The 25,686-nt window shown below is 69.9% G+C and carries 29 protein-coding genes; 10 read left to right on the forward strand and 19 right to left on the reverse strand.

The window, feature by feature from the left end; translation table 11 throughout:
* Positions 1-58 precede the first annotated feature (58 nt).
* From alc to AOZ06_RS19885, 10 genes are all read right to left on the reverse strand, one after another.
* Entirely contained in the window at positions 59-1,042 is a 984-nt protein-coding gene (gene alc, locus AOZ06_RS19840; protein WP_054290770.1) for an allantoicase, read from the reverse strand.
* On the reverse strand, positions 1,035-1,418 hold the full coding sequence (locus AOZ06_RS19845) for an allophanate hydrolase-related protein (protein ID WP_054290771.1): 384 nt from the start codon (positions 1,416-1,418) through the stop codon (positions 1,035-1,037). Before AOZ06_RS19845 ends, alc begins: the two co-directional genes overlap by 8 nt.
* Positions 1,419-1,425: 7 nt before the next feature.
* Positions 1,426-2,856, reverse strand: coding sequence for an NCS2 family permease (locus AOZ06_RS19850; RefSeq protein ID WP_054290772.1), 1,431 nt, complete (start codon positions 2,854-2,856; stop codon positions 1,426-1,428).
* 74 nt (positions 2,857-2,930) lie between these two features.
* On the reverse strand, positions 2,931-3,398 hold the full coding sequence (locus AOZ06_RS19855) for a nucleoside deaminase (RefSeq protein WP_054290773.1): 468 nt from the start codon (positions 3,396-3,398) through the stop codon (positions 2,931-2,933).
* Positions 3,399-3,401: 3 nt separating this feature from the next.
* Positions 3,402-5,609 (reverse strand): xanthine dehydrogenase family protein molybdopterin-binding subunit, encoded by a 2,208-nt coding sequence (locus tag AOZ06_RS19860; protein ID WP_054290774.1) that lies wholly within the window; start codon positions 5,607-5,609, stop codon positions 3,402-3,404.
* Positions 5,606-6,079 carry a (2Fe-2S)-binding protein gene (locus AOZ06_RS19865; RefSeq protein WP_054290775.1) on the reverse strand — a complete coding sequence of 158 codons (474 nt, stop codon included), beginning with the start codon at positions 6,077-6,079 and terminating at the stop codon, positions 5,606-5,608. The genes AOZ06_RS19860 and AOZ06_RS19865 overlap by 4 nt, the downstream gene beginning before the upstream one ends.
* Entirely contained in the window at positions 6,070-6,936 is an 867-nt protein-coding gene (locus tag AOZ06_RS19870; protein WP_054290776.1) for an FAD binding domain-containing protein, read from the reverse strand. Before AOZ06_RS19870 ends, AOZ06_RS19865 begins: the two co-directional genes overlap by 10 nt.
* Entirely contained in the window at positions 6,936-7,760 is an 825-nt protein-coding gene (gene pucL / locus AOZ06_RS19875) for a factor-independent urate hydroxylase (RefSeq protein ID WP_054290777.1), read from the reverse strand. Before pucL ends, AOZ06_RS19870 begins: the two co-directional genes overlap by 1 nt.
* 16 nt (positions 7,761-7,776) lie before the next feature.
* Positions 7,777-8,067, reverse strand: a complete 291-nt coding sequence (gene uraH, locus AOZ06_RS19880) for a hydroxyisourate hydrolase (protein WP_054290778.1) — start codon at positions 8,065-8,067, stop codon at positions 7,777-7,779.
* Positions 8,064-8,522, reverse strand: a complete 459-nt coding sequence (locus AOZ06_RS19885; RefSeq protein WP_218922022.1) for a 2-oxo-4-hydroxy-4-carboxy-5-ureidoimidazoline decarboxylase — start codon at positions 8,520-8,522, stop codon at positions 8,064-8,066. The genes uraH and AOZ06_RS19885 overlap by 4 nt, the downstream gene beginning before the upstream one ends.
* A gap of 182 nt (positions 8,523-8,704) precedes the next feature.
* On the opposite strand from AOZ06_RS19885, the gene AOZ06_RS19890 reads away from it, so the two are divergent.
* Positions 8,705-10,183 carry a PucR family transcriptional regulator gene (locus tag AOZ06_RS19890; protein WP_054290780.1) on the forward strand — a complete coding sequence of 493 codons (1,479 nt, stop codon included), beginning with the start codon at positions 8,705-8,707 and terminating at the stop codon, positions 10,181-10,183.
* A 52-nt stretch (positions 10,184-10,235) separates the two neighbouring features.
* On the opposite strand, the gene AOZ06_RS19895 is transcribed toward AOZ06_RS19890, so the two are convergent.
* On the reverse strand, positions 10,236-11,444 hold the full coding sequence (locus AOZ06_RS19895) for a cytochrome P450 (RefSeq protein WP_054290781.1): 1,209 nt from the start codon (positions 11,442-11,444) through the stop codon (positions 10,236-10,238).
* A gap of 78 nt (positions 11,445-11,522) precedes the next feature.
* Here AOZ06_RS19895 and AOZ06_RS19900 point away from each other — a divergent pair, with 78 nt between their 5' ends.
* Positions 11,523-12,104, forward strand: coding sequence for a TetR family transcriptional regulator (locus AOZ06_RS19900; protein ID WP_218922023.1), 582 nt, complete (start codon positions 11,523-11,525; stop codon positions 12,102-12,104).
* Positions 12,101-14,257 carry a tetratricopeptide repeat protein gene (locus AOZ06_RS19905; RefSeq protein WP_054290782.1) on the forward strand — a complete coding sequence of 719 codons (2,157 nt, stop codon included), beginning with the start codon at positions 12,101-12,103 and terminating at the stop codon, positions 14,255-14,257. Before AOZ06_RS19900 ends, AOZ06_RS19905 begins: the two co-directional genes overlap by 4 nt.
* A gap of 2 nt (positions 14,258-14,259) precedes the next feature.
* On the opposite strand, the gene AOZ06_RS19910 is transcribed toward AOZ06_RS19905, so the two are convergent.
* Positions 14,260-15,489, reverse strand: coding sequence for an RNA polymerase sigma factor (locus AOZ06_RS19910; protein WP_054290783.1), 1,230 nt, complete (start codon positions 15,487-15,489; stop codon positions 14,260-14,262).
* A complete protein-coding gene (locus AOZ06_RS19915) occupies positions 15,489-15,905 on the reverse strand; it encodes a YciI family protein (RefSeq protein ID WP_225955142.1) in 417 nt (138 codons plus the stop codon). Before AOZ06_RS19915 ends, AOZ06_RS19910 begins: the two co-directional genes overlap by 1 nt.
* Before the next feature lie 132 nt (positions 15,906-16,037).
* On the opposite strand from AOZ06_RS19915, the gene AOZ06_RS19920 reads away from it, so the two are divergent.
* On the forward strand, positions 16,038-17,282 hold the full coding sequence (locus tag AOZ06_RS19920; RefSeq protein WP_054290785.1) for a Gfo/Idh/MocA family protein: 1,245 nt from the start codon (positions 16,038-16,040) through the stop codon (positions 17,280-17,282).
* A gap of 4 nt (positions 17,283-17,286) precedes the next feature.
* Here AOZ06_RS19920 and AOZ06_RS19925 read toward each other — a convergent pair whose 3' ends face one another.
* A complete protein-coding gene (locus tag AOZ06_RS19925) occupies positions 17,287-17,646 on the reverse strand; it encodes a winged helix-turn-helix transcriptional regulator (protein WP_225954777.1) in 360 nt (119 codons plus the stop codon).
* A 56-nt stretch (positions 17,647-17,702) separates the two neighbouring features.
* Here AOZ06_RS19925 and AOZ06_RS19930 point away from each other — a divergent pair, with 56 nt between their 5' ends.
* The gene (locus AOZ06_RS19930; protein ID WP_054290786.1) at positions 17,703-18,527 is read left to right on the forward strand and encodes an SDR family oxidoreductase; all 825 of its coding nucleotides are present in this window, start codon (positions 17,703-17,705) and stop codon (positions 18,525-18,527) included.
* Between the two features lie 7 nt (positions 18,528-18,534).
* Here AOZ06_RS19930 and rpsN read toward each other — a convergent pair whose 3' ends face one another.
* Positions 18,535-18,840, reverse strand: a complete 306-nt coding sequence (gene rpsN, locus AOZ06_RS19935; protein WP_054296765.1) for a 30S ribosomal protein S14 — start codon at positions 18,838-18,840, stop codon at positions 18,535-18,537.
* 51 nt (positions 18,841-18,891) lie between these two features.
* Here rpsN and AOZ06_RS19940 point away from each other — a divergent pair, with 51 nt between their 5' ends.
* The 3 genes from AOZ06_RS19940 to AOZ06_RS19950 are packed head-to-tail and all read left to right on the forward strand — an operon-like array spanning position 18,892 to position 19,965.
* A complete protein-coding gene (locus AOZ06_RS19940; protein ID WP_054290787.1) occupies positions 18,892-19,143 on the forward strand; it encodes a type B 50S ribosomal protein L31 in 252 nt (83 codons plus the stop codon).
* Positions 19,143-19,307, forward strand: a complete 165-nt coding sequence (rpmF, locus tag AOZ06_RS19945; protein WP_054290788.1) for a 50S ribosomal protein L32 — start codon at positions 19,143-19,145, stop codon at positions 19,305-19,307. The genes AOZ06_RS19940 and rpmF overlap by 1 nt, the downstream gene beginning before the upstream one ends.
* A 40-nt stretch (positions 19,308-19,347) precedes the next feature.
* Positions 19,348-19,965, forward strand: coding sequence for a hypothetical protein (locus AOZ06_RS19950; RefSeq protein ID WP_054290789.1), 618 nt, complete (start codon positions 19,348-19,350; stop codon positions 19,963-19,965).
* On the opposite strand, the gene AOZ06_RS19955 is transcribed toward AOZ06_RS19950, so the two are convergent.
* Positions 19,960-20,670: a LuxR C-terminal-related transcriptional regulator gene (locus AOZ06_RS19955; RefSeq protein ID WP_218922024.1), complete on the reverse strand. Its 711-nt coding sequence runs from the start codon at positions 20,668-20,670 to the stop codon at positions 19,960-19,962. The genes AOZ06_RS19950 and AOZ06_RS19955 overlap by 6 nt on opposite strands.
* 24 nt (positions 20,671-20,694) lie before the next feature.
* Entirely contained in the window at positions 20,695-21,312 is a 618-nt protein-coding gene (locus AOZ06_RS19960) for a TetR/AcrR family transcriptional regulator (protein ID WP_054290791.1), read from the reverse strand.
* 60 nt (positions 21,313-21,372) lie between these two features.
* On the opposite strand from AOZ06_RS19960, the gene AOZ06_RS19965 reads away from it, so the two are divergent.
* Positions 21,373-22,563 (forward strand): cytochrome P450, encoded by a 1,191-nt coding sequence (locus tag AOZ06_RS19965; RefSeq protein ID WP_236952300.1) that lies wholly within the window; start codon positions 21,373-21,375, stop codon positions 22,561-22,563.
* Here the strand turns inward: AOZ06_RS19965 and AOZ06_RS19970 are convergent.
* Positions 22,535-23,674 (reverse strand): MFS transporter, encoded by a 1,140-nt coding sequence (locus AOZ06_RS19970; protein WP_054290793.1) that lies wholly within the window; start codon positions 23,672-23,674, stop codon positions 22,535-22,537. The genes AOZ06_RS19965 and AOZ06_RS19970 overlap by 29 nt on opposite strands.
* A 131-nt stretch (positions 23,675-23,805) precedes the next feature.
* On the opposite strand from AOZ06_RS19970, the gene AOZ06_RS19975 reads away from it, so the two are divergent.
* Entirely contained in the window at positions 23,806-25,317 is a 1,512-nt protein-coding gene (locus AOZ06_RS19975; protein ID WP_054290794.1) for an amidohydrolase family protein, read from the forward strand.
* Between the two features lie 10 nt (positions 25,318-25,327).
* Here the strand turns inward: AOZ06_RS19975 and AOZ06_RS19980 are convergent, their stop codons facing one another.
* On the reverse strand, positions 25,328-25,654 hold the full coding sequence (locus AOZ06_RS19980; protein WP_054290795.1) for a hypothetical protein: 327 nt from the start codon (positions 25,652-25,654) through the stop codon (positions 25,328-25,330).
* Between the last annotated feature and the right edge of the window lie 32 nt (positions 25,655-25,686).

A 25,686-nucleotide genomic window follows, 5' to 3' on the forward strand; every position in this document is an offset into this window, starting at 1 on the left:
CGAACCGGCGACGGAATCAAGCTACCCGCGAGGGCAATGCCGAAGTAGTCCCATTAATTCATGGGATCATCGGTGTGGTGGCTCGCCATCGTGCGATCAGGTCGTCCAGCGACGTGGGTTTGCCGTACAGGCGGAACCGGGCGATGCCGCCGTCGGGATGGCTGTCCAGCCGGACGTACGACGCCTCGTGGGGTGTCGTGATCCGGAACCGGTGCAGGGTGTCCGGTTGGACCGGCGTCTCGGCCAGCAAAGGGAACCACGACCTGCCGTCGGCCGAGCCGGACAACGCGATCCGGTCGGGCGAGTTGCCGCGGTAGTGCCTCGTGGAGATCTCGGCCACGACCGGCACGGCGGGGCTGGCGAGCCTGATGCTCGCCCAGTCGTGCGCGGGAGCACGGCGCCGCGCGGTTTCCCATCCGTCGGCCATGAACCGGGACTCACCGGGCTGCAACATGTTCGACGGCGGCGAGAAGAACCCGTCGCTGCAGTCGACGACTGTGCCACCGTTCAGAGCGGCCACCAGGTCGAACGGGATGTCCTCCAGGTCGCGTGGATCCGGCACCGCCTCACCGAACACGCGCAGCCTGGCCACGCCGCCGTCGGGGACGATGTGCAACCGCACGTGCGTGACCCGCCATGGAACGTCCACATCGAACAGGTTGTCCGAACCGCCTTTCAACGGCGACGACGCCACCAGCGGGAACCAGTGCGCCGAGGCCAGGTCGGCCGGGCCGGGGTAGCCGTCGGCGCATGTCGCTTCGAGCCAGCAGGATTCCGGGTAGTTGCCGAGGAAGTGCGCGGTGTCCACGTTGACCGACCGCACGAGCCCGGCGGTTCCGAGCCTGACCATGACCCAGTCGTGGCCGTCGGCGCGGCCGAAGCGGCGCCGCGTCTCCCAGCCGTCGTACTGCTGGCCCTTGGGGGTGAAGGTGTGTGGCTGGAAGGTGGCAGGCGCCGGGTTCAGCAGGTTCTCCTTGTCCGCGAAGAACTCGTCGCTCGCCGCCATCACCGTGCCGTGCGCGGCGAGATCGTGGTCAGGCATGGGTCCTCTTCTTGGTCCGGTACAACTGCCAGTCGCCGTGGTCGGTGATGTCGGTCAGCGCCCCGGCGTATCCCCGGCGCAGCAGCATCGCGAACGAGCTGCTGCCGTCGGCCAGTTCGACGACACCGAGCTCCAGCACCGGCGGTTCGGCCGGCAGAAGCTTGTCCCGCAACACATCCAGCGGTATGTCGTAGAGCTCGCCCGCGACCGCCGCGCCGCCGTGCGACACCGGGTGCAGCGCCGGGCAGACGTCGCCGACCGAGTAGAACCGGTATTTCGACGCCGTCCTGGTCGAGCAGATGAGCGGTGACCCGTCGAGCAGGTGGTGCAGCGGGCCGCCGCGCATCGCGCCGCCGTTGAGGAACATGAGCGCCATCGTTCTCCTAACCGAAGAGCAGTTCGATGCCGTTGATGCCGAAGTAGACGGCGAAGACCACGGCCAGGACGGTCAGCAGCCACCCGGCTTCGCGCCACCGGCCGGTGCAAGTCTTGATCAGCACGAACGAGATCAGGCCCGCGCCGACGCCGTTGGTGATCGAGTACGTGAACGGGATGATCGCCGCGGTGAGGAACACCGGGATGGTGTAGTCGCTGTCGGTCCACGGGATCCCGCGGCACTGGGCCATCATCATGCCGCCGATCACGACCAGTGCCGGAGCCGCGGCCTGTGCGGGCACGACCGTCATCAAAGGCGTGAACAGCAACGTGATCGCGAACAGGCCGCCGGTGACCACGCTGGCCAGGCCGGTCCTGGCCCCTTCGCCGACACCCGCGGCCGACTCGAGGAACACGGTGTTGGGCGACGAACCGGTCACGCCACCGGCGATCGCGCCCGCGCCGTCCACGAACAGGATCCGGCCCATCCCCGGCACCTTGCCGTCCTTGGACAGCCCGGCTTCCTGCGAGACGCTCGTGATCGTGCCCATCGCGTCGAAGAAACCCGACAGCACCAACGTGAACAGGAAGACCGTCGCGGCGATCGGCCCGGCCGAGACGAACCCGCCGAACAGGTCGACGGTGCCGAACAGGCCCAAGTCGGGTGCGCCGAGCACGTGATCCGGCAGGGCTGGATCCGTGCGCCCCCATCCGCCCACCCCGAAGCCCTCGTGCAGGACCACCGCGAGCACAGTGGTGATGCCGATGCTGATCAGCAGCGCACCGGCGACCCTGCGGGCCACCAGGACCACCATCAGCAGCAGCCCGAAGCAGAACACCACGATCGGCCACCCGGCCAGGTGTCCCTCACCGAGCCGGACGGGCACGGGCGAGTTGGCCGAGTCCGGAACCCTGGTCACGAACCCGGCGCTGACCAGGCCGACCAGGGCGAGGTACAGGCCGATGCCGACGGTGATCGCGGTCTTGAGCGGCATCGGGATGGCGTTCATGATCCGCTCACGCACGCCGCTCGCCGCCATCAGCACGATGCAGACGCCTTCCAGCACGACCAATCCGAAGGCCTGGGCCCACGTCATGGCCGGCGCCATCTGGAACGCCACGACGCCGTTGATGCCGACGCCCGCGGCCATCGCGAGCGGCGCGTTGCCGACCAGTCCCATCAGGACGGTCATCACCGCTGCCGAAAGCGCTGTGGCGGTGGTGATCTGCGCCGGATCGAGCCTGGCGCCGGTGATGTCCGCCGACGCGCCGAGGATCAGCGGGTTCAGCAGGACGATGTAGGCCATCGCGACGAAGGTGGTGACACCGCCGCGGATCTCACGGGAGACGGTGGTCTGCCGCCCGGTGATCGAGAAGAACCGATCGAGGACAGGCGGCAGCCGCCTGGCCAAACGGTCGTCGTTGTCCGTTCGGGTCATGCGTCGTTCCCCTTGCCGGTGGGCAAACGTTCGTGAATGGAGAACGCGCTCCGGTCAGCGCGTGCGGGAATGGCTCAGTACTCGACCCGGTCGGGGCGCTCCAGCCATGCCGTGAACGGCTTGAATCCGTCCACTTCGGACACCTGGCGCACGGGTAGCTGCCAGGAGTCCCGGGGGCGTTCGAAGAGTTCGTAGAAGGCGAGGTCGTCGAACCCGGCCTTGGCCGCGTCGTGCCGGTCGGCCGCGTAGACGATCCGGTCGACCCGTGCCCACAGCGAGGAGCTCAGGCACATCGGGCACGGCTCGCACGAGGACACCAGCACGCAGCCGTCCAGCTTGAACGTGTTCAGCTCCTGGCACGCGCGGCGGATCGCGACGACCTCGGCGTGCGCGGTCGGGTCCAGCGTGGGGGTGACCAGGTTGACGCCTGTGCTGACGATCTGGCCGTCCTTCACCACGAGCGCGCCGAACGGCCCGCCGCCGTCGGCGACGTTCTCCGCCGCCAGGTCGATGCACCGGCGCAGCCACTCTGATTCCGACATGTGTCAGCTTCCCTCGTTGGTCAGGTCGATGATGTGCTCGGGGCGGATGGGCACGCGGGGCAGCTCCAGCCCGGTCGCGGCCCTGATCGCGTTGGCGATCGCCGGTGTCGCGGAGATCGTCGGCGGCTCGCCGACCCCGCGCACACCGTACGGCGCGTGCGGATCGGGCCGTTCGACCACGTCCACGGTCATCGGCGGCATGTCGAGGATGGTCGGGATCAGATAATCGGTGAACGACGGGTTGCGGATCTTGCCGTTCGCGACCTGGATCTCCTCCATCACCGCCAGGCCGAGGCCCTGCGCGGAGCCGCCGTGGATCTGGCCGACGACCGCGTCCGGGTTGATCGCCTTGCCCACGTCCTGCGCGCAGTCCAGCCGCACGACCTTGACCAGGCCGAGTTCGGTGTCCACGTCGACGACCGCCCGGTGCGCGGAGAACCCGTACTGCACGTGGGCGTTGCCCTGTCCCGTCGCCGGATCCAGCGGGTACGTCTCGCGGTGGTGGTACTCGCGGGTCTCCTCGATCACGGTGTCGCCGAGAACGGCGGCGATGTCCGGGATGTCCTCGGATCCGGCCAGCTCTTGGAGCCTCGTACGAACGGCACGGCACGCGTTGCGGACAGCGCCGCCGGTGACGTACGTCTGGCGTGACGCGGAGCTTGACCCGGCGTCGCCGACATCGGTGTCGCACGGGTGCAGGACGACCTGCTGGACACCGAGTTCGGTCCTGGCGATCTGCTGCTGCACGGTGATCAGGCCCTGGCCCACCTCGGCCGCGGCGGTGTGCACGGTCGCGACCGGCTCGCCGTCGATCACTTCCAGCCGCACCCGGGCCGTGGAGTAGTCGTCCAGGCCTTCGGCGTACGAGATGTTCTTGATGGTCACGCCGTATCCGACGCCACGCACCACGCCTTCGCCGTGTGTCGTGTTCGCGGCTCCGCCGGGGAGCTGGAGGATGTCACTGCCGGACGGCTCCGGCAACGGGAGGTCCTTGACCCGTTGGATCAGCTCGGCGACCGGCGCGGGGAAGTCCACCACCTGGCCGGTGACCGTGGTCGAGCCCTCGCTCATCGCGTTGCGGATCCGCAGCTCGGCCGGATCCATGCCCAGTGCGGCCGCCAGCTTGTCCATCTGGGACTCGTAGGCGTAGGTCGGCTGGACCGCGCCCAGTCCCCGCATCGCGCCGCAGGGCGGGTTGTTGGTGTACACGCCCCACGCTTCGATCCTGGCGTTGGGAACGTTGTACGGCCCCACACCCAGCGTCGTGCCGTTGCCCACGACAACCGGCGTCTTCGAGGCATAGGCGCCGCCGTCGAAGTACAGGCGCGCTCGCACGTAGACCAGGTCGCCCTCGGCTGTGGCGCCGTGCTCGTAGTACATCTTCGCCGGGTGCCGGTGCACGTGCCCGAAGAACGACTCCTGCCGGTTGTAGGACATCTTCACCGGCCGCCCGGTCCGCAGCGCGAGCATGCACGCGTGGACCTGGATCGACAGGTCCTCCCGGCCGCCGAACGCGCCGCCCACCCCGGACATCGTCAGCTTGACCTTCTCGACCGGCAGGCCCAGCGCCTTGGCGGTCTGCCGCTGGTCCACGTGCAGCCACTGCGTGGCCAGGTACAGGTGCACGCCGTCACCGTCCGGCACGGCCAAACCCGATTCCGGACCGAGAAACGCCTGATCCTGCATGCCGATCTCGTACACACCGCTGACCACGACATCGGCCGTCGCGTCCGGGTCGCCCTTCAGGATCCGCTGGTGACGCACCAGGTTCCCGCCCGGGTGCACCTTGGGCGCGTCAGGGGAGCGGGCGACCAGTTCGGCGTCGAGCACGGGTTCGAAGACCTCGTACTCCACCCTGATCGCCTTGGTCGCCCTGAGCGCGGTCTCCGGGTGCTCGGCGGCGACCAGCGCGACCGGTTCGCCTTGGTAGCGCACGATCTCCTCGGCGAGCACCGGGGTGTCCCGCAGCTTGAGACCGTAGACGTTCTCGCCGGGCACGTCCTTGTACGTCAGCACGGTGTGCACGCCCGGCATCGCCAGCGCGGCGGACGTGTCGACCGACAGGATCCGGGCGGACGGGTGCGGGCTGCGCAAAGTCGCCCCCCACAACATGTTCTCCAGCCACAGGTCCGAGGAGTACGCGTACTGGCCGCGTACCTTCAGGCCGCCGTCCGGCCGAAGTGGACTCTCACCGATCCCGCCGGTGGTCATACCACACCGGCTTTCTTCGCCGCGGCCTCACGGACCGCGTCGAGGATCTTCTCGTAGCCCGTGCAGCGGCACAGGTTCCCGGCCAGCGCCTCGCGGATCTCGGCGTCCGTCGGCTCCGCGGTCCGCTCGATCAGGTCGTGCGCGGCGACGATCAGCCCGGGTGTGCAGAACCCGCACTGCACCGCGCCCCGGTCGACGAACGCCTGCTGCACGGGATGCAGGTCCTCGCCCTCGGCGAGGCCTTCGACCGTGCGCACCTCGCGTCCCTCGGCCTGACCGGCCGCGACCAGGCAGGAACAGACCGGGACATCGTCGAGGTACACCGTGCACGAGCCACACTCGCCCTGTTCACACGCGTTCTTGGCGCCTGGCAGCCCCAGTCGTTCGCGCAGCACGTACAGCAGGCTCTCGCCCGGCCACACGTCGTCGGCCTGACGCTGGACACCGTTGACAGTCACGTTCACGCGCATTGTGCGGACCTCCTGTACTCACTCCACGCCCAGCTCAACGTGCGGCGGGCCATCACGGCCAGTGCGTGCCGCCGGTAGGACGCCGTGCCGCGCACGTCGTCGATCGGCGACGCCGCCTGCGCCACGAGCTCCCCGAACCGCCTGTTCAACGAGTCCGGCAAGCCGTCCGGCGAGCCCCACGGCAGTTCGGCGTTCAAGAACTCCTCGGCTTCGCAGGCCCGCAACGGCGTCGGCGCGGCCGACCCGATCCCGGTACCCACCCGCTTCTGCTCGGGGTGCAGGGCGATGGCGAACGCGCAGACCGCGATCACCATGGCGTTGCGCGTGCCGACTTTGCTGAACTGCTGCGGACCGGTCGCCGGTGGCACGTGCACGGCCGTGATCAGCTCGTCGGGTTCCAGCACGTTGCGCTTCACGCCGACGTAGAAATCGTTGGCCGGGACCATCCGCACACCCCGGGTCGACGCGATCTCCACGACCGCGTCCGTCGCCAGCAACGCGGGATGCGAATCGCCCGCGGGGGACGCGGCGCCCAGGTTGCCGCCGACACTGCCGCGGTTGCGGATCTGCGGCGAGCCGACCGTCCGCGACGCGATGGCCAGGCCCGGCAGGACCGAGCCGAGTTCGGTGATGATCCGGCTGTAGGGCACGCACGCGCCGATCCGCACCCGTCCGTCCACAGTGGAATGCGTGTGCAGCTCGCCGATCCGGTTCAGGTTCAGCAGAGCGGGCGGGCGGCGGTGGTCGAAGTTCAGCTCCACCATCACGTCCGTGCCGCCGGCGATCGGCACCGCCGCCGGCGTGGCGGCCTTGAGCGCCAGCGCCTCGGCCACGCTGCCCGGGTTGAGGAATTCCATCACGTCTCCCGTACGACTTCGGCCTCGATCAGGCCGTAAGGCCGGTCGCCGACGTGGAACACCACACCGGGGTTGTCCAGGTCGAACGGCGACAGATCGGTCAGGTAGTGGTGCTGGTTGGGCAGGCTCAGCCGGACACTGGCGATGTCCGGCACGTTCTCCAGCACCCGCTTGCCCATCGCGAACAGCGTCTGCTGCAACGAGTAGCTGTAGGTGGTCGCGAACGCGTCGAGCAGGCTCGCCCGAGCCGTCGCGTACGCCTCGGCCCACTCCACCTGCGTGGACGAGAACCGCCAGCGCGCGTTCACCGCGGTCGCCAGGATCCGGTCCTTGGTCTCCGGCAACGTCGTGTACTCGTCACGCGGATACCCCCAGAACTCAGAGTCGGTGGTGTTCAGCACCGTCAGGTCCTTGATACCGCCTTCGACCGTCGCTTCCCCGTCGAACACGACCGTCGCGAGCCGCGTTCCCTCGCCGGAGCGGGTGAACGAGTGCGGCCCGAGCCGGGTCCACGGGTACTGCTCGATCTCCACGCGGGCGCGGTGGATGCTCGCCAGCTGCCCGACGTAGTGCCTGGCCAGCCGCAGGCCGAAGGTCTCGATCTGCCCGACACCGTCGCGGGCGAACGCCAGGACGGTGTTCTTCTGCGTGTCGGTGGCGAGGACCTTGTCGTTGGCACCGGTCAGGTGGGTTTCGGTGAGGTCACCGGACAGCGCGGTGCTGACGTTGAGGTCGACCAGCCGGTGCTCGTCCGCGTCGCGGTCGACGCGGACGAGCCGGGTTTCGGCCTTCCCGTACTGGTTCTCGCCGAGAACGATGGCCATCGCCAGTCCTTCCTGATCAACTGCCCCGATAGGTCGAGTACGCGAACGGGCTGAGCAGCAGCGGCACGTGGTAGTGCTCGCCGGGGTCGGTGACCCGGAACGTCACCACGACCTCGGGGTAGAACGGTGTGTCGACCTCGAACACCAGCCGGTGCACGCCCGCAGGCGGGTCCCAGCCGGTGATCCGGCCGTCCGCGTCGGTCGTCCCCGACGCCAGCTCGGTCCCGTCCCGGCTCTCCAGCCGGACCGCGACACCCGCCGCGGGCCGTCCGGCCGCCGCGTCGAGCACATGCGTGGACAGACTCATCCGGCACACCTTGCCAGGCGGCCCCGGACGATCGCGGCCAGCTCACGCCGGACCTCGTCCCGTTCGGCCACCTCGTTGTTGGCCAAACGCCTGCGCGACTCGGCGAGCACTTCGTCAGCTGCCCGCCCCGCGGCGCTGATCAGGAACACACGGCCGAACTTGCGTTCGTATGCCTCGTTCGCCGCCGCCAGTTCGGCGTCCGAACCGACGGCCGCGGCCTGCTCATGGCGCGACCATTCGGCCTCCTGGCCGGTCCCGGTCGGCCGCTGGCCGATGCGCGGGTGGGCGGCCAGTGCCTCGGTGACGTCCCGCCAGCCGAGGGCCGCGAGTTCGGCGTCCGCCGTGGCCAGCAGTTCCGCCACGTCCGGGTAGGGCGCGGCGGCGTCCATGCGCAGCGCCCACCGGCGCGACGCGCAGCACGCCAACAGCTGCTCGATGGACAGTCGTGGCAGCACCTGGCCTCCTCTCACCTGCGGCGGATGTGACCCAGTCAACAATCCGGCGCGTCCGGCCGCCAGCGGTGAAAACCATGAAAACCGGGTGGACGCAGGCGTACTGTTTTGGAGATTCCTCCAAACGTGGGTGGATTAGCCTGGCCTGCGACAACGAGGACGACGGGACGGCACCAGGAGCGGCGGTGAACCTCGCGACATTGCTGACGACCGCCGAACTCGGCCTGGAGCTGCGTGTCGGTGCGGACGTCGCGGACCGGCCGATCACCAGGGTCTTCACCGCGACGCTGCGCGACCCGCGCCGGTTCCTGACCGGTGGCGAGCTGGTGCTCAGCGGGATGGAGTGGTGGCAGAGCCCGGACGACTCCGAGGCGTTCGTCGCCGGTCTGGCCGAAGCCGGTGTGACGGCACTGGGCGCGGGAACGGCCGAAGCGGACGGGGTGCTGCCGCAGCACGTCGTCGACGCCTGCGAGCGGCACAATCTGCCGCTGCTCGTGGTCCCGGTGCACATCTCGTTCGCCACGATCAGCGAGCGCGTGATCCTCGGCCTGGCGGCCGAACGAGCCACGCCGAACCTGGACCGGCACCGGCGCCTGGTCGCCGTGGTCACGGCCGGGGGCGGGCTGGCGGCCCTGGTGGCCGCGGGCGCGACGGAACTCGGCGCGGACAGCTGGGTGATCAGCTCGGCGGGCCGCGTGATCGCCGCAACAGCCGAACTCCGCGATCCCGCCGCGCTCGTCAAACGCGCGCTGCGGTCGAAGCGGATGCCCGTCGTGGCCGACGAGTTCTCGGTGTACGCGACGACGAGCAAACAGCGGGCGCTCGGCTGGTTCCTCGTCGTCGCGGGCGATCACCGGACGTGGCCGACCGAACGCCAGGGCGTGGCCGCCGAGCTCGCGACCCTGGTCGAGCTGGAACGGTCCCGGCTGGACGAGGCGCGCCGGATCGAGAACCGCGCGGCGCGACCGTTGCTGCGCCTGGTGCTCGCCGAACAGACCACCCCCAGCGAGATCCAGTCCCGGCTGGCGGCGACCGAGCTCGGCGGGACCGAGATCGTCACGGTGGCCGCGTCCGGCAGGGCCGCGGCCGTGCTGGACGACCTGCTGTCGGCCTTCGCCGGGCCCGCGCTCGTCGGCGCAGTCGATGACGAGGTCTTCGGGCTGCTGGGCACGACGGAGCCCATCGCGGCGGAACTCAAGGACATGGTCCGCGTGATGCAGCCGGCGTTCGGACCGGACGGGCTGGTGCTCGGCCTGGGCCGTTGCGCGGACGCCAACGGACTGCGCGCGGCGGTCCTGCAAGCGCGGTACGCCCGCAAACTCGCGGAACGCTCACCGGGCCGCGTGACCGTGATGGCGGGCGACGAGGTCGCGTCGCACCTGTTGCTGCTCGCCGCCGTGCCGGACGAGCTGCGCCGCTCGTTCCGCAACCAGATCATCGGCCCGCTGTCCGCATACGACGAAACACACAAGTCCGAGCTGACCAGGACGTTGCGGGTCTTCCTGGAACACTCCGGCTCGTGGACGCAGGCCGCCGCCGAACTGCACGTGCACGTCAACACCCTGCGGTACCGGATAACCCGGATCACCGAGCTGACCGGGCGCGACCCCGGCCGGTTCGGCGACCGGGTCGACCTCTACCTGGCACTGGCCGACGAGAACTAGCCCGAGGTGCTGACCGCGATCCTGCGGGCGGCGAGGTCGCCTGGTCCGACCGTTATGCGTCCCACGCAACGGGAAGGGCCTGCGCGCTGTACACGACGGCCGTGTCGCGCATGACGACTTCCTCCGGCGGGATCGCGAGCCGCAGGGTCGGGAACCGCTCGAACAGCCTGGTGTAGCCGATCCGCATCTCCACCCTGGCCAGTTGCTGGCCGAGGCACTGGTGGATGCCGGCACCGAACCCGAGGTGCCTGCGGGCGTCGTCCCGGTCGAGCCGCAGTTCACCGGGATCGCCGAACAACTCGGCGTCGCGGTTGACCGCGGGCAGGCCGAGCACGACCGAGTCGCCCTCGCGGATCAGCGCGCCCTCCAATTCGACGTCGGTCAGCGCTGCCCGCACCGGGGTTCCCAGGTGGACGATCGTGAGGTACCGCAGCAGTTCCTCGACCGCGTCGGGGCTGCCCAGCCGCGCGATCTGCCCGGGGTGCTGCAGTAACGCGAAAGTGCCGACGGACAGCATGTTCGCGGTCGTCTCGTGCCCGGCGACGAGCAGCACGAGCGCGATGTTCGTCAGCTCCTCGTCGTCGAGGTCCGTCCCGGTGATCAGCCTGCCGAGCATGTCGTCCGCGGGACGGGCCCGTTTGCCGACGACCAGTTCGCGCAGGTAGCCCGACAGCGTGCCCAGCGCGGCCATGATCGCGTCCTGGGTGGTGTCGAAGCGGACGATGGCCCTGCTCTGCTCCTCGAAGAACGCGTGATCGGAGTACGGGACGCCGAGCAGTTCGCAGATCACCAGCGACGGGATCGGCAGCGCGAACTCCTTGACCAGGTCGGCCGGCGGGCCCGCTGCCCGCATCGCGTCGAGGCGCTGTGCGGTGATCTCCTCGATCCGCGGCTCGAGCTGCTTGATCCGGCGCACCGTGAACTCGCTGAGCAGCAGCCGCCGGTACCGGGTGTGCTCGGGCGCGTCCATGCCGACGAACCAGCCGGGGGCGGCCGGTTTCCGTGCGCCTCCCGGGCGGGGCGCGATGCCGAAGACGGGTCGTTTCAGCTCGGGGCGGGTGGAGAACCGCGGGTCGATCAGGACTGTCCGCGCCGCCGAGTAGCCCGTGACCAGCCAGCCGACGTGCCCGTCGGCGAACTGCAACGGGCTGACCGGCGGGAGGTTCATCAGTTCGGGCGGTGGGTCGAAGGGACAGCCGGGCGTACGTTCCGAAGGCAGGGTGATGGGTCGTGTGGTGGGGCTCGGGATTGATTCCGTCATATTTTGAGAGTCTACTCCGATTTGACAGCAAGCTGTCAAAGGAGAGGGTGCTCCACGTGCGGGGTTATCCTGCTGCTTGTGGATCAACCAGCGACCGGGCTGCGGGAACGCAAGAAGGCCAGAACGAGGACCGCCATCCAGCAGCACGCGCTGCGCCTGTTCAAGGAGCGCGGCTTCCAGGCGACCACGGTCGAGCAGATCGCCGAGGCCGCCGAGGTCGCGCCGAGCACGGTGTTCCGCTACTTCCCGACCAAGGAAGACCTGGCCGTGCTCGACGACTACTACTCCATCGCCGACGCGATGAGCGCCGCCGTCGCGGCCCAGCCGCCCGGCGTGTCCCCGGTCGAGGCCATGCGTGCCGCCTTCCACGCTGTGTTCACCGGTTTCTCGCCGGAGGACCGCGCGGCGCGCTACGAACGCGACCTCGCGATGCTGACGATCCCGGAGGTGTGGGCGGCGAACCTCGGCCTGATCGCCCGCAGCCGGGGCGTGATCGCCGACGCCATGCAGGCCCGCGTGCCCGGCCCGGCCGCGCGGATCCTCGCCGACGCCATCATCGGCGTCGGCCTCGGTGTCCTGCTCGACTGGGCCAGTGACCCGCGAGGCGACCCGGCCGAGGCGCTCGACCAGGCCTACAGCCGGCTGGCGGACCTGCTGTGACCGCGTTCAGCCAAGAGCTCGACCTGCTGCTGGCCAGGCGGGGCCTGTCGTGGCGCAAGCTGGCCAGGCTCACCGGCTACACCCCCGGCTGGCTGATCAAGATCAAGAACGGCGCGCCGCCGTCCGCCGAACTGGCCCGCCGCTGCGACGAGGTGCTCGAGGCGGGCGGCAGCCTGATCGCCCTCACCCACGCCCAGCCGGTCCGGCCGGCCCAGTTGCCCGCGGCGACCGCCAGCTTCGTCGGGCGCAAGGAAGAACTGCGCAAACTGGCCGAGGCGCTGCGCGAGGAAGACTCCGGCTCGGTACGCGTGGTCACGATCGAAGGCCCACCGGGCACGGGCAAGACAGCGCTGGCTCTGCGGCTGGCCGGCGACGTCGCCGCGGGCTTCCCGGACGGTCACCTCTACATCGACCTGAACGGGTTCTCCGACGACGGTGTCCCGGTCCCGCCCGAGCAGGCGCTGGAGGAGTTCCTCGGTGCGCTGGAGGTTCCGCCCGACGAGATCCCGGCGCGGCTGGCGGGCCGGGCGGCGCTGCTGCGTTCCGTGCTCGCCCAGCGCCGGGTCCTGGTGGTGCTGGACAACGCGGCCAACTCCGGACAGGTCAAGCACCTGCTGCCAGGCGGGTGCGGATGCGCTGTGATCGTGACGAGCCGCAACCGCCTGTCGGGACTCGCAGTCCGGATCCATTCGACACGCGTCGCGCTCGGCCCGTTGAGCAGCATCGACTCCGCCCGGTTGCTCTCCACCATGATCACGGGCGAGCGCGCGGGCGACGTCGACGCGCTGGCCGAACTGTCCCACCGCTGCGCGCACGTGCCGCTGGCGCTGCGGATCGCGGCCGAGCAGGTCAACAACCGGCCAGGCGTGCCGATCCGGCAACTGGCCGAGGACCTGGCCGTCGTGGACGACGACTCAGCCGTGCGGACGGTGTTCTCGTGGTCCTACCGCGGCCTCGACACGGCGACCGCACGGATGTTCCGGCTCGTCAGCCTGCATCCGGGGACGCTCGTGTGCGTCTCGGCAGCCGCCGCGCTGACCGGCGAGACGCACCAGCGGGCACAGTCGTTGCTGAAGTCGTTGGCGAGCATGCACCTGGTCGAACAGGCCGGTCGGGAATGGTACCGCCTGCACGACCTTCTTCGGCTCTACGGCAGGGAATGCTCCCGCGTCGAGGACAGCGACGACGAACGGCTCGCGGCCGTGCGGCGGCTGACTGAGTGGTACCTGCACAGCGCGCTGGCGGCCAACGAGGCGATGGCGCCGTTCCGCGTGCACGTGCTCGAACTGCCGCGGACTGCTGTCACAGCGATGGTGTTCGACGACCAGGTGTCGGCGTCACGCTGGTGCGACGCGGAACTGCCGAACATGGTGCCGGTCGCACGCATGGCCAGGGAGAACGGTTTCCAGGACGCGGTGTGGCAACTGGCCGTGGCCATGTTCGACTACCTCCTGCTGCGCAAGCCGTGGGGGACGTGGATCGCCGGGCACGAACTGGCGCTGGACACCCCGGACCGGCGGGCCAGGGCATGGGTGCAGACGAACCTGGCGCTGGCGTGCCGGTGGGTCCGCGACTTCGACCGCAGCGCCGCGCTCTACGCGGACGCCATGGCAGTCCGCGACGAGATCGGCGATTCGCACGGCCGGGCGTGGATCCTGGAAGGTCTCGCCGCGCTGGCGATCGACCGCGGCGAAGCCGGCCAGGCCAGGCAGTACGCCGAGCAGGCGCTGACGTTGTTCGCCCGCTTGGGCGACGTCGAAGGGCAGGCCGCGTCCGTGCTCGCCTTGAGCGAGGTCCACCGGGTGCGCGGCGAGTTCGACGAGGCGCTCTCGACAGCACGCCGGGCGTTGCGGATGTGCGAGGAGATCGACGACCTCTACGGACAGGGCCGCAAGCTGGTCGCCATGGCCGACGTGCACGTGGCACTGGGCGAGCACAGCGAAGCCCTGGACTGCGTGGGCCGGTCGCTGGTGGTGCGGCGTGCGGTCGGGGACAGGTGGGGCGAGGCCGACTCGCTGACCAGGCGCGGCGACATCCTGCGCGACGTCGGCGACACCAGGCTGGGGGAGAAGGCCTGGCTGGCCGCTCTGGCGCTGTACGAGGAACTGGCCGACCCGCGCGCCGCCGACATCCGGGCCCGTCTCATGCTGTGAGCTCACCCGGCCAGCGCGGACGCCTTGCCGAAGAGGTACCGCCGCATCGGTTCGCTGGTCACGATCTCCCCGGCGGACACGTACGCCGCACGGGCCCCGGCCGCGTCGCCGAGCATCTCCAGCAGGTGACCGCGGACGGCGAAGTACCGGTAGTGACCGCCGATCGACGCGGTGAGCTCGTCCAGCAGCGCCAGCCCGTCGGCCGCGCCGCGCGCCATCGCCACCGCGACGACGTGCCCGAGCGCGGTCATCGGATTCCCGGTCATGCCCAGCAGAACCTCGTACAGCGCGGCGATCTGGGCCCAGTCGGTGTCCGGGTAGGACGGTGCCTCGTCGTGCACGGCCGCGATGGCCGCCTGCAGCTGGTACGGCCCGGCCTGGCCACGCGGCAGGACCGAGCTGATCAGCTCGACGCCCTCCGCGATCAGCGCCGAGTCCCACAACGCGCGGTCCTGATCGGCGAGCAGGACCACGTCGCCGCCCGCCGACGTGCGAGCGGGCCGCCTGGCGTCGGTCAGCAGCATCAACGCCAGCAACCCGGTGACTTCGCAGTCATCGCCCAGCAGCCGGTGCACCAGCCGCGTCAGCCGGATCGCCTCGGCCGCGAGATCCGCGCGCTGCAGATCCGGTCCGTACGTGCTCGCGTATCCCTCGTTGAAGATCAGGTACAGGGTGTGCAGCACCGCGCCGAGCCGTTCGGACCGCGCGGTTGCCGGCGGAACGGCGAACGGCACCCCGCTGTCCTTGACGGACTGTTTGGCCCGGCTGATCCGCCGCGTCATCGTCGCTTCCGGGACCAGGAAAGCGCGTGCGATCTCCGCCGTGGTCAGACCCCCGACGGCCCGGAGGGTCAACGCGATCTGCGACGCCGGGGACAGCGACGGGTGGCAGCACAGGAACAGCAGGATCAACGTGTCGTCGGAGTCCGACGGCCGCCGGTCCGCGGCCGGGGCGAGCCAGTCGCCGGGCAGCACCCACTGGGCGACCGCGTCCTCCCGCCGCTGCCGGGCCTGCTCGGTGCGCAGCAGATCCGTCAACCGCCGGGACGCCACCGTGATCAGCCACCCCAGCGGGTTGCCGGGCATGTCGGCCGGCCATTGGGTGGCCGCGGCCAGCAGCGCCTCCTGGACGGCGTCCTCGGCCGTGTCGAAGTGGCCGTAGCGCCGCACGACCGCGCCGAGGACCTGCGGCGCGAGGGCGCGCAGCAGGTCCTCGATCGCGGGGGAGGGCATCAGACCTCCGGCTCGGGCGCCTGGTCGTCGATCGGCCGGACGTCCACGTACCACGGCCGGTCGAGCTGGGCGTGCTCCGGGAACGGGGTGTCGGCCAGCTGAGCCGCGATCTCGGTGGCCCGGTCGAAGCTCTCGCAGTCGACGATCGTGTACCCGACGAGGACTTCCTGCGTCTCCGGGTACGGCCCTTCGGTCACCACCGGCACACCGTCCCGCACGGACACCCGGCGGGCGTGGGCGGGCGCGCTCAGACCGTGGGCTTCGACGAACTCACCGGACTCGACCAGCGCGTTGTTCCAATCGCGCATGAACTTGTGCAACGCCTGTGCCTCCTCGAGCGTCCACGGCCGACGGTCGGCCTGGCCGTTGGCGGTGAGCATGTCGAGGTCGCGCTGCGAGCCCATCATCATGATCATGTACTTCACGGTCGTGCTCCTCTCCGGGGTGCGATACGCCAGAGACGTCGAAACCGGATGCGCGGTCCGGACATCACCCGCGAGAATTCTTTCAGGAGTTTTCACCGGAGCCGATCGGACGGGGGCCGCAGGGTGCCGGAGCAGGTAAGTGTTCTCATCGTCGGGGCAGGCAGCCGGGGCAGGAACTACGCCGAAGCGGCCGAACGGACCGGGCACGCGCGGGTTGTCGCCGTCGCCGAACCGCGTCCTGAGGCGCGCGAGATGTTCGTGGACACCCACGGCGTGCCCGCCGACGGTGTCTTCGAGGACTGGCGGCAGCTGCTCGACCGGCCGAGGCTGGCGGACGTCGCGGTGATCGCCACCCAGGACAAGGACCACGTCGAACCGGCGGTCGAACTGGCCAGGCGCGGCTATCACCTGCTGCTGGAGAAGCCGATGGCCACCACGGAGGCCGACTGCGAACGGATCGTGCGTGCCGCCGAGGACGCGGACGTGCTGCTGGCTGTGTGCCACGTGCTGCGGTACACGCCGTACTCCCGCGCGCTCAAGCAGGTGATCGGCAGCGGGCGGATCGGCGACATCGTCAGCGTCGAGCACCTGGAACCGGTGGGCTGGTGGCACCAGGCGCATTCCTACGTCCGCGGCAACTGGCGGCGTGAGGACGAGTCGAGCTTCATGCTGATGACCAAGTCGTGCCACGACCTGGACTGGCTGGCGTACATCATCGGCAGGCCGGCCGAGCGTGTGTCGTCCTTCGGCGGGTTGTACGAGTTCCGGCCGGAGCGCAAACCGGAAGGCGCGGCGGACCGTTGCCTGGACTGCGCGGTCGAATCAACCTGCCCGTACTCGGCGCCCAAGATCTACACGCCGTACCTCGACCGTCCGGACAAGGGCTGGCCGTTGTCCATTGTCACGATGGACCGCACGGCCGAGGGCCTGATGACGGCGTTGCGTGAAGGACCGTACGGGCGCTGTGTCTACTCGTGTGACAACGACGTGGTTGATCATCAGGTCGTCAACATCGAGTACACCGGCGGCGTGACGGCGTCGTTCACGATGACGGCGTTCGCCCCCGCGGCACACCGCAAGACGAGGATCTTCGGGACGCGCGGCTCGATCGACGGGGACGGGGAGACCATCGCCGTCCACGATTTCCTCACCGGCCCCGAGGTGATCGACCCGGGCGCGTACGGCGGCGCCACGGCGGCCGACGGGCACGGCGGCGGCGACCAGGGCATCGTCGACGCCTTCATCACGGCGGTCCGCACCGGCGACGCCGGGGCGATCCTGACCGACGGCAGGGAAAGCCTGGACTCGCACCGGCTTGTCTGGGCGGCCGAACACGCGCGGCGCACCGGCACGGTCGTCACGCTCTGATCGGTCACGCGGGGTGGGCGCGGCCCCAGCGCAGCATCGCGTGCAGCACTACCTGGAGGCTCCGGCCCTGCTCGGTGAGTTCGTAGACCACGCGGGGCGGGACCTCGGCGTGGATGGTGCGCGTCAGGATGCCCTGGTGCTCGAGGGCGCGCAGCCGGTCGGTCAGGGTCTTCGCGCTGATGTCACCGAGCGCTGACCGCAGCTGCGTGAACCGCAACGGCCCGGCCAGCAGTTCGCGCACGATCAGCGTCGTCCACTTCCCGTCGAGCACCTGAAGGGTCCTGGCGACCCCGCAGGACTGCGCCGGGTCGGTGCGCGCGTCCATCAGCTCCTGATGAACCTGCTGGTCAAGCGCGGTTTCCATGATGAAACTATGGCACTTTCTGGGTACTGCTTCAATCCGGAAACTAACTTCACGGCATGAACTCGTTGACGATCGCCGTGCACGGCGCGACCGGCTCGCAGGGCTCGGCCGTGGTCCGTGACCTGCTCGCCGCCGGGCACGAGGTCCGCGCTGTGGCCCGCAAGCCCGCTGACGTGCCCGGCGCCGAAGCCGCCGCCGCCGACCTGGCCGACATCGACGCGCTGGTCACGGCGTACACCGGCGTGGACGCCGTCGTCCTGCAGTTGCCGCTCGTCTTCGACGAAACCGCGCTCACGCAAGCCGATGCGGTGTTGTCGGCGTTGGGTCGGCAGCCGGTGCCGCGAGTGGTGTTCAACCGGAGTGCCACCGTGCCGGACGAACCGATCGGTGTGCCGTACGTGGATGCCAAGGTGTTGCTGAGCAAGGAACTCCCGAACCTCGTCGAGACCGTCGCGCTGGTCGGGCCTGCGATGACGTACGCCGAGAACCTCGCCGCGCCGTGGTCCACGCCGTTGGTCGCCGCGGGCGAACTCCGCTACCCACTGCCCGCTGAGCTGGCTGTGCCGTGGGTGACCGCGGGCGATGTCGCCGCGGTGATCAGGGACCTGCTCACGGCACCGACCCCGCCCCGCGTCCAGGCCGTCGCGGGCCCGCAGGACCTGACGGGCGACCAGACCGCCGCCGCGCTCGGGCCGTCAGTGCGTTGGCGGACAGTCACTCCCGCGGAGTATGAGGCGCTTCTGCTGCCATATCTGGGATCCGAGGTCGCCGCCGCGATCGCCGGGTCGTACGAGCACCCCGCGCCCCTGCCCGACCCGGCGATCGTGCGACGCGGCACAACGACACTCAGCCAGTGGGCAGCGGCACAGGACTGGCGCTGAGCGGGCCCTACCAGCTGGACTTGCGGACGCCGGGCAACTCGCCGTTGTGCACCATCCCGCGCAGGCGGACCCGGGACAGCCCGAAGGCGCGCAGATATCCGCGTGGCCGTCCGTCCACCACGTCCCTGTTGCGCAGCCGGGTGGCGCTGGCGTCCCGGGGCTGACGGCGCAGTTCGGCTTCCGCGGCCGTGCGTTGCTCCGCCGACGAGCCGGGGGAGCGCAGGATCTCCTTGAGCTCGGCTCGCCGTTCGGCGTACCTGGCCACGATCTCGCGGCGCTGCTTGTCCTTGGCGATCTTCGACTTCTTCGCCACGTCCACCTCCTGAAAACGACAACCATTGCCAACTAGGGTAGCCTCGGTGCCATGAAGCCAGGCATCCACCCCGACTACCACCCGGTCGTCATCAAGGACGGCTCCACCGGAACGGTCTTCCTGACCAGGTCGACGGCCACGTCCAGCAAGACCGTCGAATGGGAGGACGGCAACACGTACCCGCTGATCGTGGTCGACGTGACCGCCGACTCCCACCCGTTCTGGACCGGCAAACAGCGGCTCGTCGACACCGCGGGCCGGGTCGAGAAGTTCCGCCAGCGCTACGGCGACAGGAAGCGCTGATGGCCGTCCCGAAGCGCAAGAAGTCCCGCAGCAACACCAGGCACCGCAGGGCGCGGTGGAAGGCCGGCGCGCCCGATCTCGTCGCCGTCACCACGCCGGACGGCCGGAAACTGGCCGTGCCGCGCCGATATGTGCAGGCGTATCGGCGCGGCCTGGCCGGCTGACCCCTGTGGTGGTCACCGGGGCACCTGTTTGGATGTCCCGGTGACCATCGCAGTCGGCATCTTCGAACTGTTCACCTACGCCATCCCGGGGTCGTTCTACCTGGCGTTGTTCACCTACATCGCGGCACGCGCGCAGTGGATCGACATGGCCGCGGCGACCAGGACGCCGACCGTGCTGCTGGTCATCGGGCTCGTCCTGGTGAGCTACGTGCTCGGCTACCTCGCCTACCCGCTCGGCCATTTCGTGAACAAGGTCCTGCCGCGCCGCCGCGGCGGGGAGGTGACAGCGGCCTTCCTCGAGCGCAACCCGGCGGCCAGGAAGCGGGAGTACGTCGAAGCCGACCCGTTCCTGCTGCTCGCCGCGATCCAGACGAACGACACCGAGGTCGCCGCCGACGTGACCAGGCTCCGCGCGTCCGGCCTGATGCTGCGCAACTGCGCGCCGCCGTTCCTCATCGCGGCGGTCGTCGCGGTCGTCGAACTGTTCACCAGCCGCAGCCCGGTGTTCGCGGTGACGTGCGCGGTGATCTTCCTGATCGGCTTCGGCGCGCTGGTCGTGCAGGGCCGCAGGCTCGGCCGGTGGGCGAAGCTGCGCACGCTGGAGGCCGCGTTCTGGGTGCCCGACATCGACGAGAAGTTCCGTGACCCGCAGTCATGACCGGGCGCGACCAGTCTGGTCGCCGCCAGCCTGGTCGCCGCCGGTGGCGGCGATCGCCTCGGTGCGGCCGGACACCCCGAGCTTGGTGTAGACCGACGACAGGTTGTTGCGCACGGTCTTGGGCGCCAGCCGCAAATCGCGGGCGATGGCCGTGGTGGACAGCCCGTCCCGCAACAACTCCAGTATCCGGCTTTCCCGTGTGGTCAGTTCGTCGGTGCGGGTGAGCAGGTCGCCGATGCGCGAGGCGATCCCGGCGCCGAAGATCACCTCGCCGTCCGCCATGCCCCGGATCGCGGGGACGATGCACGCCTTCTCGGTGCCCTTGACCAGGTAGCCGCGTGCGCCCGCTTTGACCGCCGCGCGGATCGAGGTGTCGTCGTCGAGCGCGGACAGGACCAGCACCGCCGTGTCCGGCGCGGCGCGCACCACGTCGCGGATGGTGTTCATCCCGGCGTCGTGCGGATCGAGGACGAGCACGTCAGGCCGGTGGTCGAGGACCGCGCGGACTGCCTGGGGGCCGGTGCGCGCGCTGCCGACGACGACAATTCCGTCCACTGTGGACACGATGGTGTCCCGGTCGGGGAGCACGACCGTCACGGGGGACCTCGGTAATCGGTCGCCGCGCATGGCCGTGATTCTCGCCCAGGCGGTCGCGGTTTCCGCGCAGCGGGTGGTGTCGCCGCGTCGCGGGGAGTGCGGTGTCATGGCGGCTATTCGGAGCCACCGCCGTCAGGTCGTGCCCGGCTCGGCGCGCAGTGCGCCGAGCAGACGGCTGATCATGTCCAGGTACTCCGTTTTGAGCTGCGGCTTGGTCTCTTCGGCCGCGTTGGCCAGCGTCATCGCCGCCGCGGTCAGCATGCCGAAGACCAGCCGGGTCGTGGTGGGCAGCGGCTGCCGTTCCAGGTGGCCCGACTCCATCAGCTCGTCCATCAGGCGCTCGATGAAGCCGTACGCCAGCATCTTCTCGGTCCCCAGCCACTGCGGCCAGCCGAGCGCGATCGGGCCCTCCTGCCAGACGAGCCTGCCGTACACCGGGTCGCAGCAGCGCTCCAGGAACGCGTCCAACGCGTTGTACGCGGCTTCGGCGGGGTCGCCCGCCCGCTCGGCCGCGGCGGTGGACTCGTCGAGCGCGTCCGTCTCCAACTGGTCGAAGACGGCCTCGAAAAGCGCGGTCTTGTTGGCGAAGTGGTGGTAGATCGCGCCGCGGGTGGCCTGGATGTCGGCGGCGACGTCCTCGAGCGAGGTGCCCGCGAAGCCCTGGGCGGCGAACCGGCGGGTGGCCGCGGCCAGCAAAGCCGCCCTGGTGGCCTGTGAGTACTGCTCGCGTCGGCTGGCGACCCTGGACATGCGCAAAGCATACGACATACGCTGTGTATGTCACCGACGCCGCGTATGTGGGGAGGGGCTGTGACCGAGCCCGAGCGAGTGTGGTTCAACCCGTATCTGCCGGGGTTCACACGTGATCCGTACCCGCACTACAAGGAACTGACCGAGAGCCACCCGGTGCAGGACCACCCGCTGGGTTTCTGGTTCCTCAGCAGGTACGACGACGTGCTCGCGCTGTTGCGAGCGGGACAGTCGGTCGAAGCGGCGGCCCAGGACACCATCACCGGCGTCGTCAACGCGTCCATGCTCGACCGCGACCCACCGGACCACACACGGCTGCGTGCGCTGGTCACGAAGGTCTTCACCCGGCGTGCGATCGCGGCACTGGAACCGATGATCGTCGAGCTGGTGGACACCGCGCTCGACCGGATGGCCGAGCAGGGCAGCTCGGACCTGGTGCAACAGCTGGCGTTCCCGTTGCCGTTCGCGGTGATCTCGCGGATGCTCGGCCTGCCGCCGGTCGACGGCGCCAGGGTGCGCGAGCTGTCCGGCACGCTCGTGCGGGCGCTGGAGGTGGTCGTCGACGAGCAGGCCGCGCAGGCGATCGCCGACGCCAGGGTGGAGCTGGGCGAACTGACCAGGGACCTGCTGGCGTGGAAACGCGCCAACCCGGCGGACGACCTGCTGACCGCGTTGATCACGGCCGAACACGAAGGCCAGGTGCTCAACGAGGACGAACTGGTCTCCCAGGTCGTCCTGCTGTACGTCGCCGGCCACGAGACGACCGTGAACCTGATCGCCAACGGGACCCACGCGCTGCTGCGCGATCCCGGCCAGCTGGAGCTGCTGCGCGGACGGCCGGACCTGATCGGCAACGCGGTGGAGGAGTTCCTGCGCTACGACTCCCCGGTGCAGCAGACCAGGAGGGTCATCGTCACGCCGTACTCGGTCGACGGGGCCGAGATCCCGATCGGCTCGTTCGTGATCGCCTGCCTGGCAGCGGCCAACCGGGACGAGCGGATGTTCGGCGCGGACGCGGGCGAACTGCGCCTGGAGCGCAAGCAGGCCCGCAACCACCTGTCGTTCGGCGGCGGACCGCACCACTGCCTCGGCGCGGCACTGGCCCGGCTCGAAGGGCAGATCGCGATCGGCCGCCTGGTGCGGCGGTTCCCGCGGCTGTCACTGGACGGCGAGGTGGAGCACAACAACCGGATCAACCTGCGCGGCCTGAACGCGCTGCCGGTCAAGGTTCGCGCCACCGTGCCCGGCTGACACTCCCGAACAGTCCCAAGGGGACGGTGAGAACGGCCGCGATGAAGAAGATCGTGCCGTACGCGCCGTCCTCGGCGAGACCGGCGACCGCGGCGGCGGCGACCGCGCTGCCCGCGAACAAAGCCGTGGCGAACAAGGAGATCATCGTGGCACGGGCGCCGGGCACGACCTCGGTGGCCCACGTCTGCAGCGACGAGTGCATCGACGTCCACGCCAGTCCGAGCAGGACAGCGGCGATCGCCGTGATCACCGGATCCTGCCCGACGGCGAGCAACGCGCACGCGACAACCGCGGCGATGGCCCCGGCACCGATGAAAATGGCCGGGTGGAACCGTTTGGTCAGCCGCACGACCACCCGGGTCATCAGGAACACGGCCAGCCCGTAGACAGCCGTCACCGCCCCGGCGACCGCCGGTGTCGTCCCCGACTGCTCGACGGCAGGCGGCAGCAACGTCAAAACGCCAAGCAGCACAACGCCTTCGGTGAACGCCATCAGCAGCACGAACACGGCGGCCTTGGTCCTGCCCACCGCGGCGACGGCCTTGACGACGCTGCTGCCCCTGCGGGTCATCGGTGGCTGCGCGAGCTGCCGCAGAAGCACAGTGAGAACAAGGGAAGCCACACCGGTGACGACGAAAGCGGCCCGCCACGACAGAAGCTGAGCGACCAGACCGGCGCCGACCGACGCGAGCCCGATGCCCATCGCGGTGCCGACCATCAGCCGGGCGATCTCGGGCTGGCGTTCCCGCGCGGGAACCGTGTCGCCGAGATAGACGAGGCTGGCCGGATAGGCGGCGCCGAAGAACCCGCCGGCCAGCCCACGGGTCACCGCGAGCCACAGCGGACTGAGCACGAACGCGGCGGTGATCGTCGAGACGGCCGCGGCGAGCATCGTCAGCCGCATCGTCCTGACCAGACCCAGCGAGTCCGAGACCGTACCCCACACCAGCTGCATCAGCCCGTACACGAGGAAGTACACGCTGGCCGCCCGCACCACTTCGGACAACGGGGCGTCGAGGTCACCGGCGATGGAGATCAGCATCGGCGGCATCACGAACCGGTCCAACGTGCTGACGAACGTCGTGAGCTGCAAAAGCCGGATCGCCCGCATGGTCCGACGCTACTGGACGGGCGCGCGGTCGCCCAGCGGCCATCGGCGGGGATCCGCTTCACCCGCGACGTTTCCGCCGCGGAAACGATCATCCCCTACGCTGGCCGTGAGAACCGGGGAAAGGGGCATCAATGGGGGAAGTCGGGCGCCGGGAGTTCCTGTCCTGGCTGGCGAAAGGGACGTTCGGAGCCGCGTCCGGCGCGCTGCTGACCGGGCAACCGGCCGCGGCATCGGCCGACATCACGGTGCTGACGCGGGCGACGGTCATCGACGCGACCGGACAACCGCCGAAGAAGAACGCAACGGTGGTCCTGGCGGGTGACCGCGTCCTCGCGGTCGGCCACCACCCGGAATTGCCCAGCGTGCCCGGTGTACGCGTGATCGACCTGGCCGGAAAGCACGTGATCCCGGGGTTGTGGGACCTGCACACCCACTCGGCGTTCTACGGCAGCACGATCCCAGCGCTGCACGTGGTGCACGGTGTCACGGGCATCCGCGAGATGTGGGGCGTGCCGGAAACCCATGACGTACGTGAGCTCGTCGAGTCAGGACAGGTGCTCGGCCCGCGAATGGTCATCGGCAGCGCCGTCATCGACGGCCCGACGAGCATCTGGGCGGACGACGCCGTCCTGGTGCGGACCGCAGCGCAAGCACGCGCGGCTGTGCGTGAGGCCAAGGACGGCGGCGCGGACTTCATCAAGGTCTATTCCTTCCTGTCGCCGGAGTGCTACACGGCGATCGCCGAGGAATCCGCCCGGCTGGGGCTGCGTTTCTCCGGTCACGTACCCGTTCGCGTGTCTGTTCAGGCCGCGATCGACCGCCGCCAGCACACGCATGAGCACCTCTACAACCTCTTCACATCCACAGCGCGCAACGCGGACGAGCTGTACTCGTGGCTGGCGAGCCTGCCGGACGACCGCGACAGCCCGGACTGGTTCGGTCGTCACGCGCAACGCGTCGAACGTGAAGCCGTCGCCGCCCATGACCCGGCACGAGCCGAAGCGCTGTTCACGAGCATGGCGCGGCGCGGGATCCGGCAGTCGCCGACGCTGCTGGTCGAGCGGCAGATGTCCCTGTCGCCCGAGACGATCCTCGACGATCCCGTGATTGCCGACAGGTTGCGCTACATCCCCGTGACCCTGCGGGAGCAATGGCAGGCGATGATGCGGACCCGCCCGCCGCGCACCCCGGCGGAAGTGGCCGAACTGCTCCGGTTCGGTGACGCCCGGCTGCGGCTGCTGCGCACGATGCACGAGGCGGGAGTGGGCATCGTGGCCGGAACGGACGCGGGCTTCGCGTACGTTCTGCCCGGGTTCGCGTTGCACGACGAGCTGGCTCTACTCGTGCGGGCGGGGTTGCCGCCCATGGCCGCCCTGCAGTCGGCGACCCGTGATGCCGCGCGTTGCCTCGGTCTCGCGCACCAGGCGGGAACCGTCACCGCGGGAAAACAAGCCGACCTCGTCGTCCTGGACGCGGATCCGTTGGCCGACATCAGCAACACCAGCCGCATCCACGCGGTGATCTGCCGCGGTCGGTACCTCGGTCCGCGCGACCGCACGCGCATCCTGGCCGAAATCGAAGCGGACGCGAAGGAACCCGTCGACGCACCCGTTGCCGGGCCGGGTTCCTGTTGTCATCACTGAGATTCGGCTGTCACTGAGATTCGGCGAGGCTCGCGCGGCAAGCGGCCAGGAGACGGACGGTTGCCGCGCTGGTTCCGCCGCCGCAACGCGGGCACCGCATCCGTACGGTCCGCGAGAGTTCGTCGACGACAACGGTCAGCGCGGTCTCGCAGTCGCGGCACCAACGGTGGCACGTGACGGGGTGCGCGTGCAGCGGTGACGACACGCACTGGTGGATCCACTTGCCGTGGACGTGGCACGTCAGCCGGTCGTCCGGCGCGAGCAGACCGGCTCGTTCCGCTTCGTCCTCGGCGGCGAGCCGGTCCGCCAGTGCGTACGTGTCCGCGTGTTCGATCATCACGGCCTCCCACGTCCCAGCACAGCACACGG

It is taken from the genome of Kibdelosporangium phytohabitans (assembly GCF_001302585.1).
GTDB classification, from domain to species: Bacteria; Actinomycetota; Actinomycetes; order Mycobacteriales; family Pseudonocardiaceae; genus Kibdelosporangium; species Kibdelosporangium phytohabitans.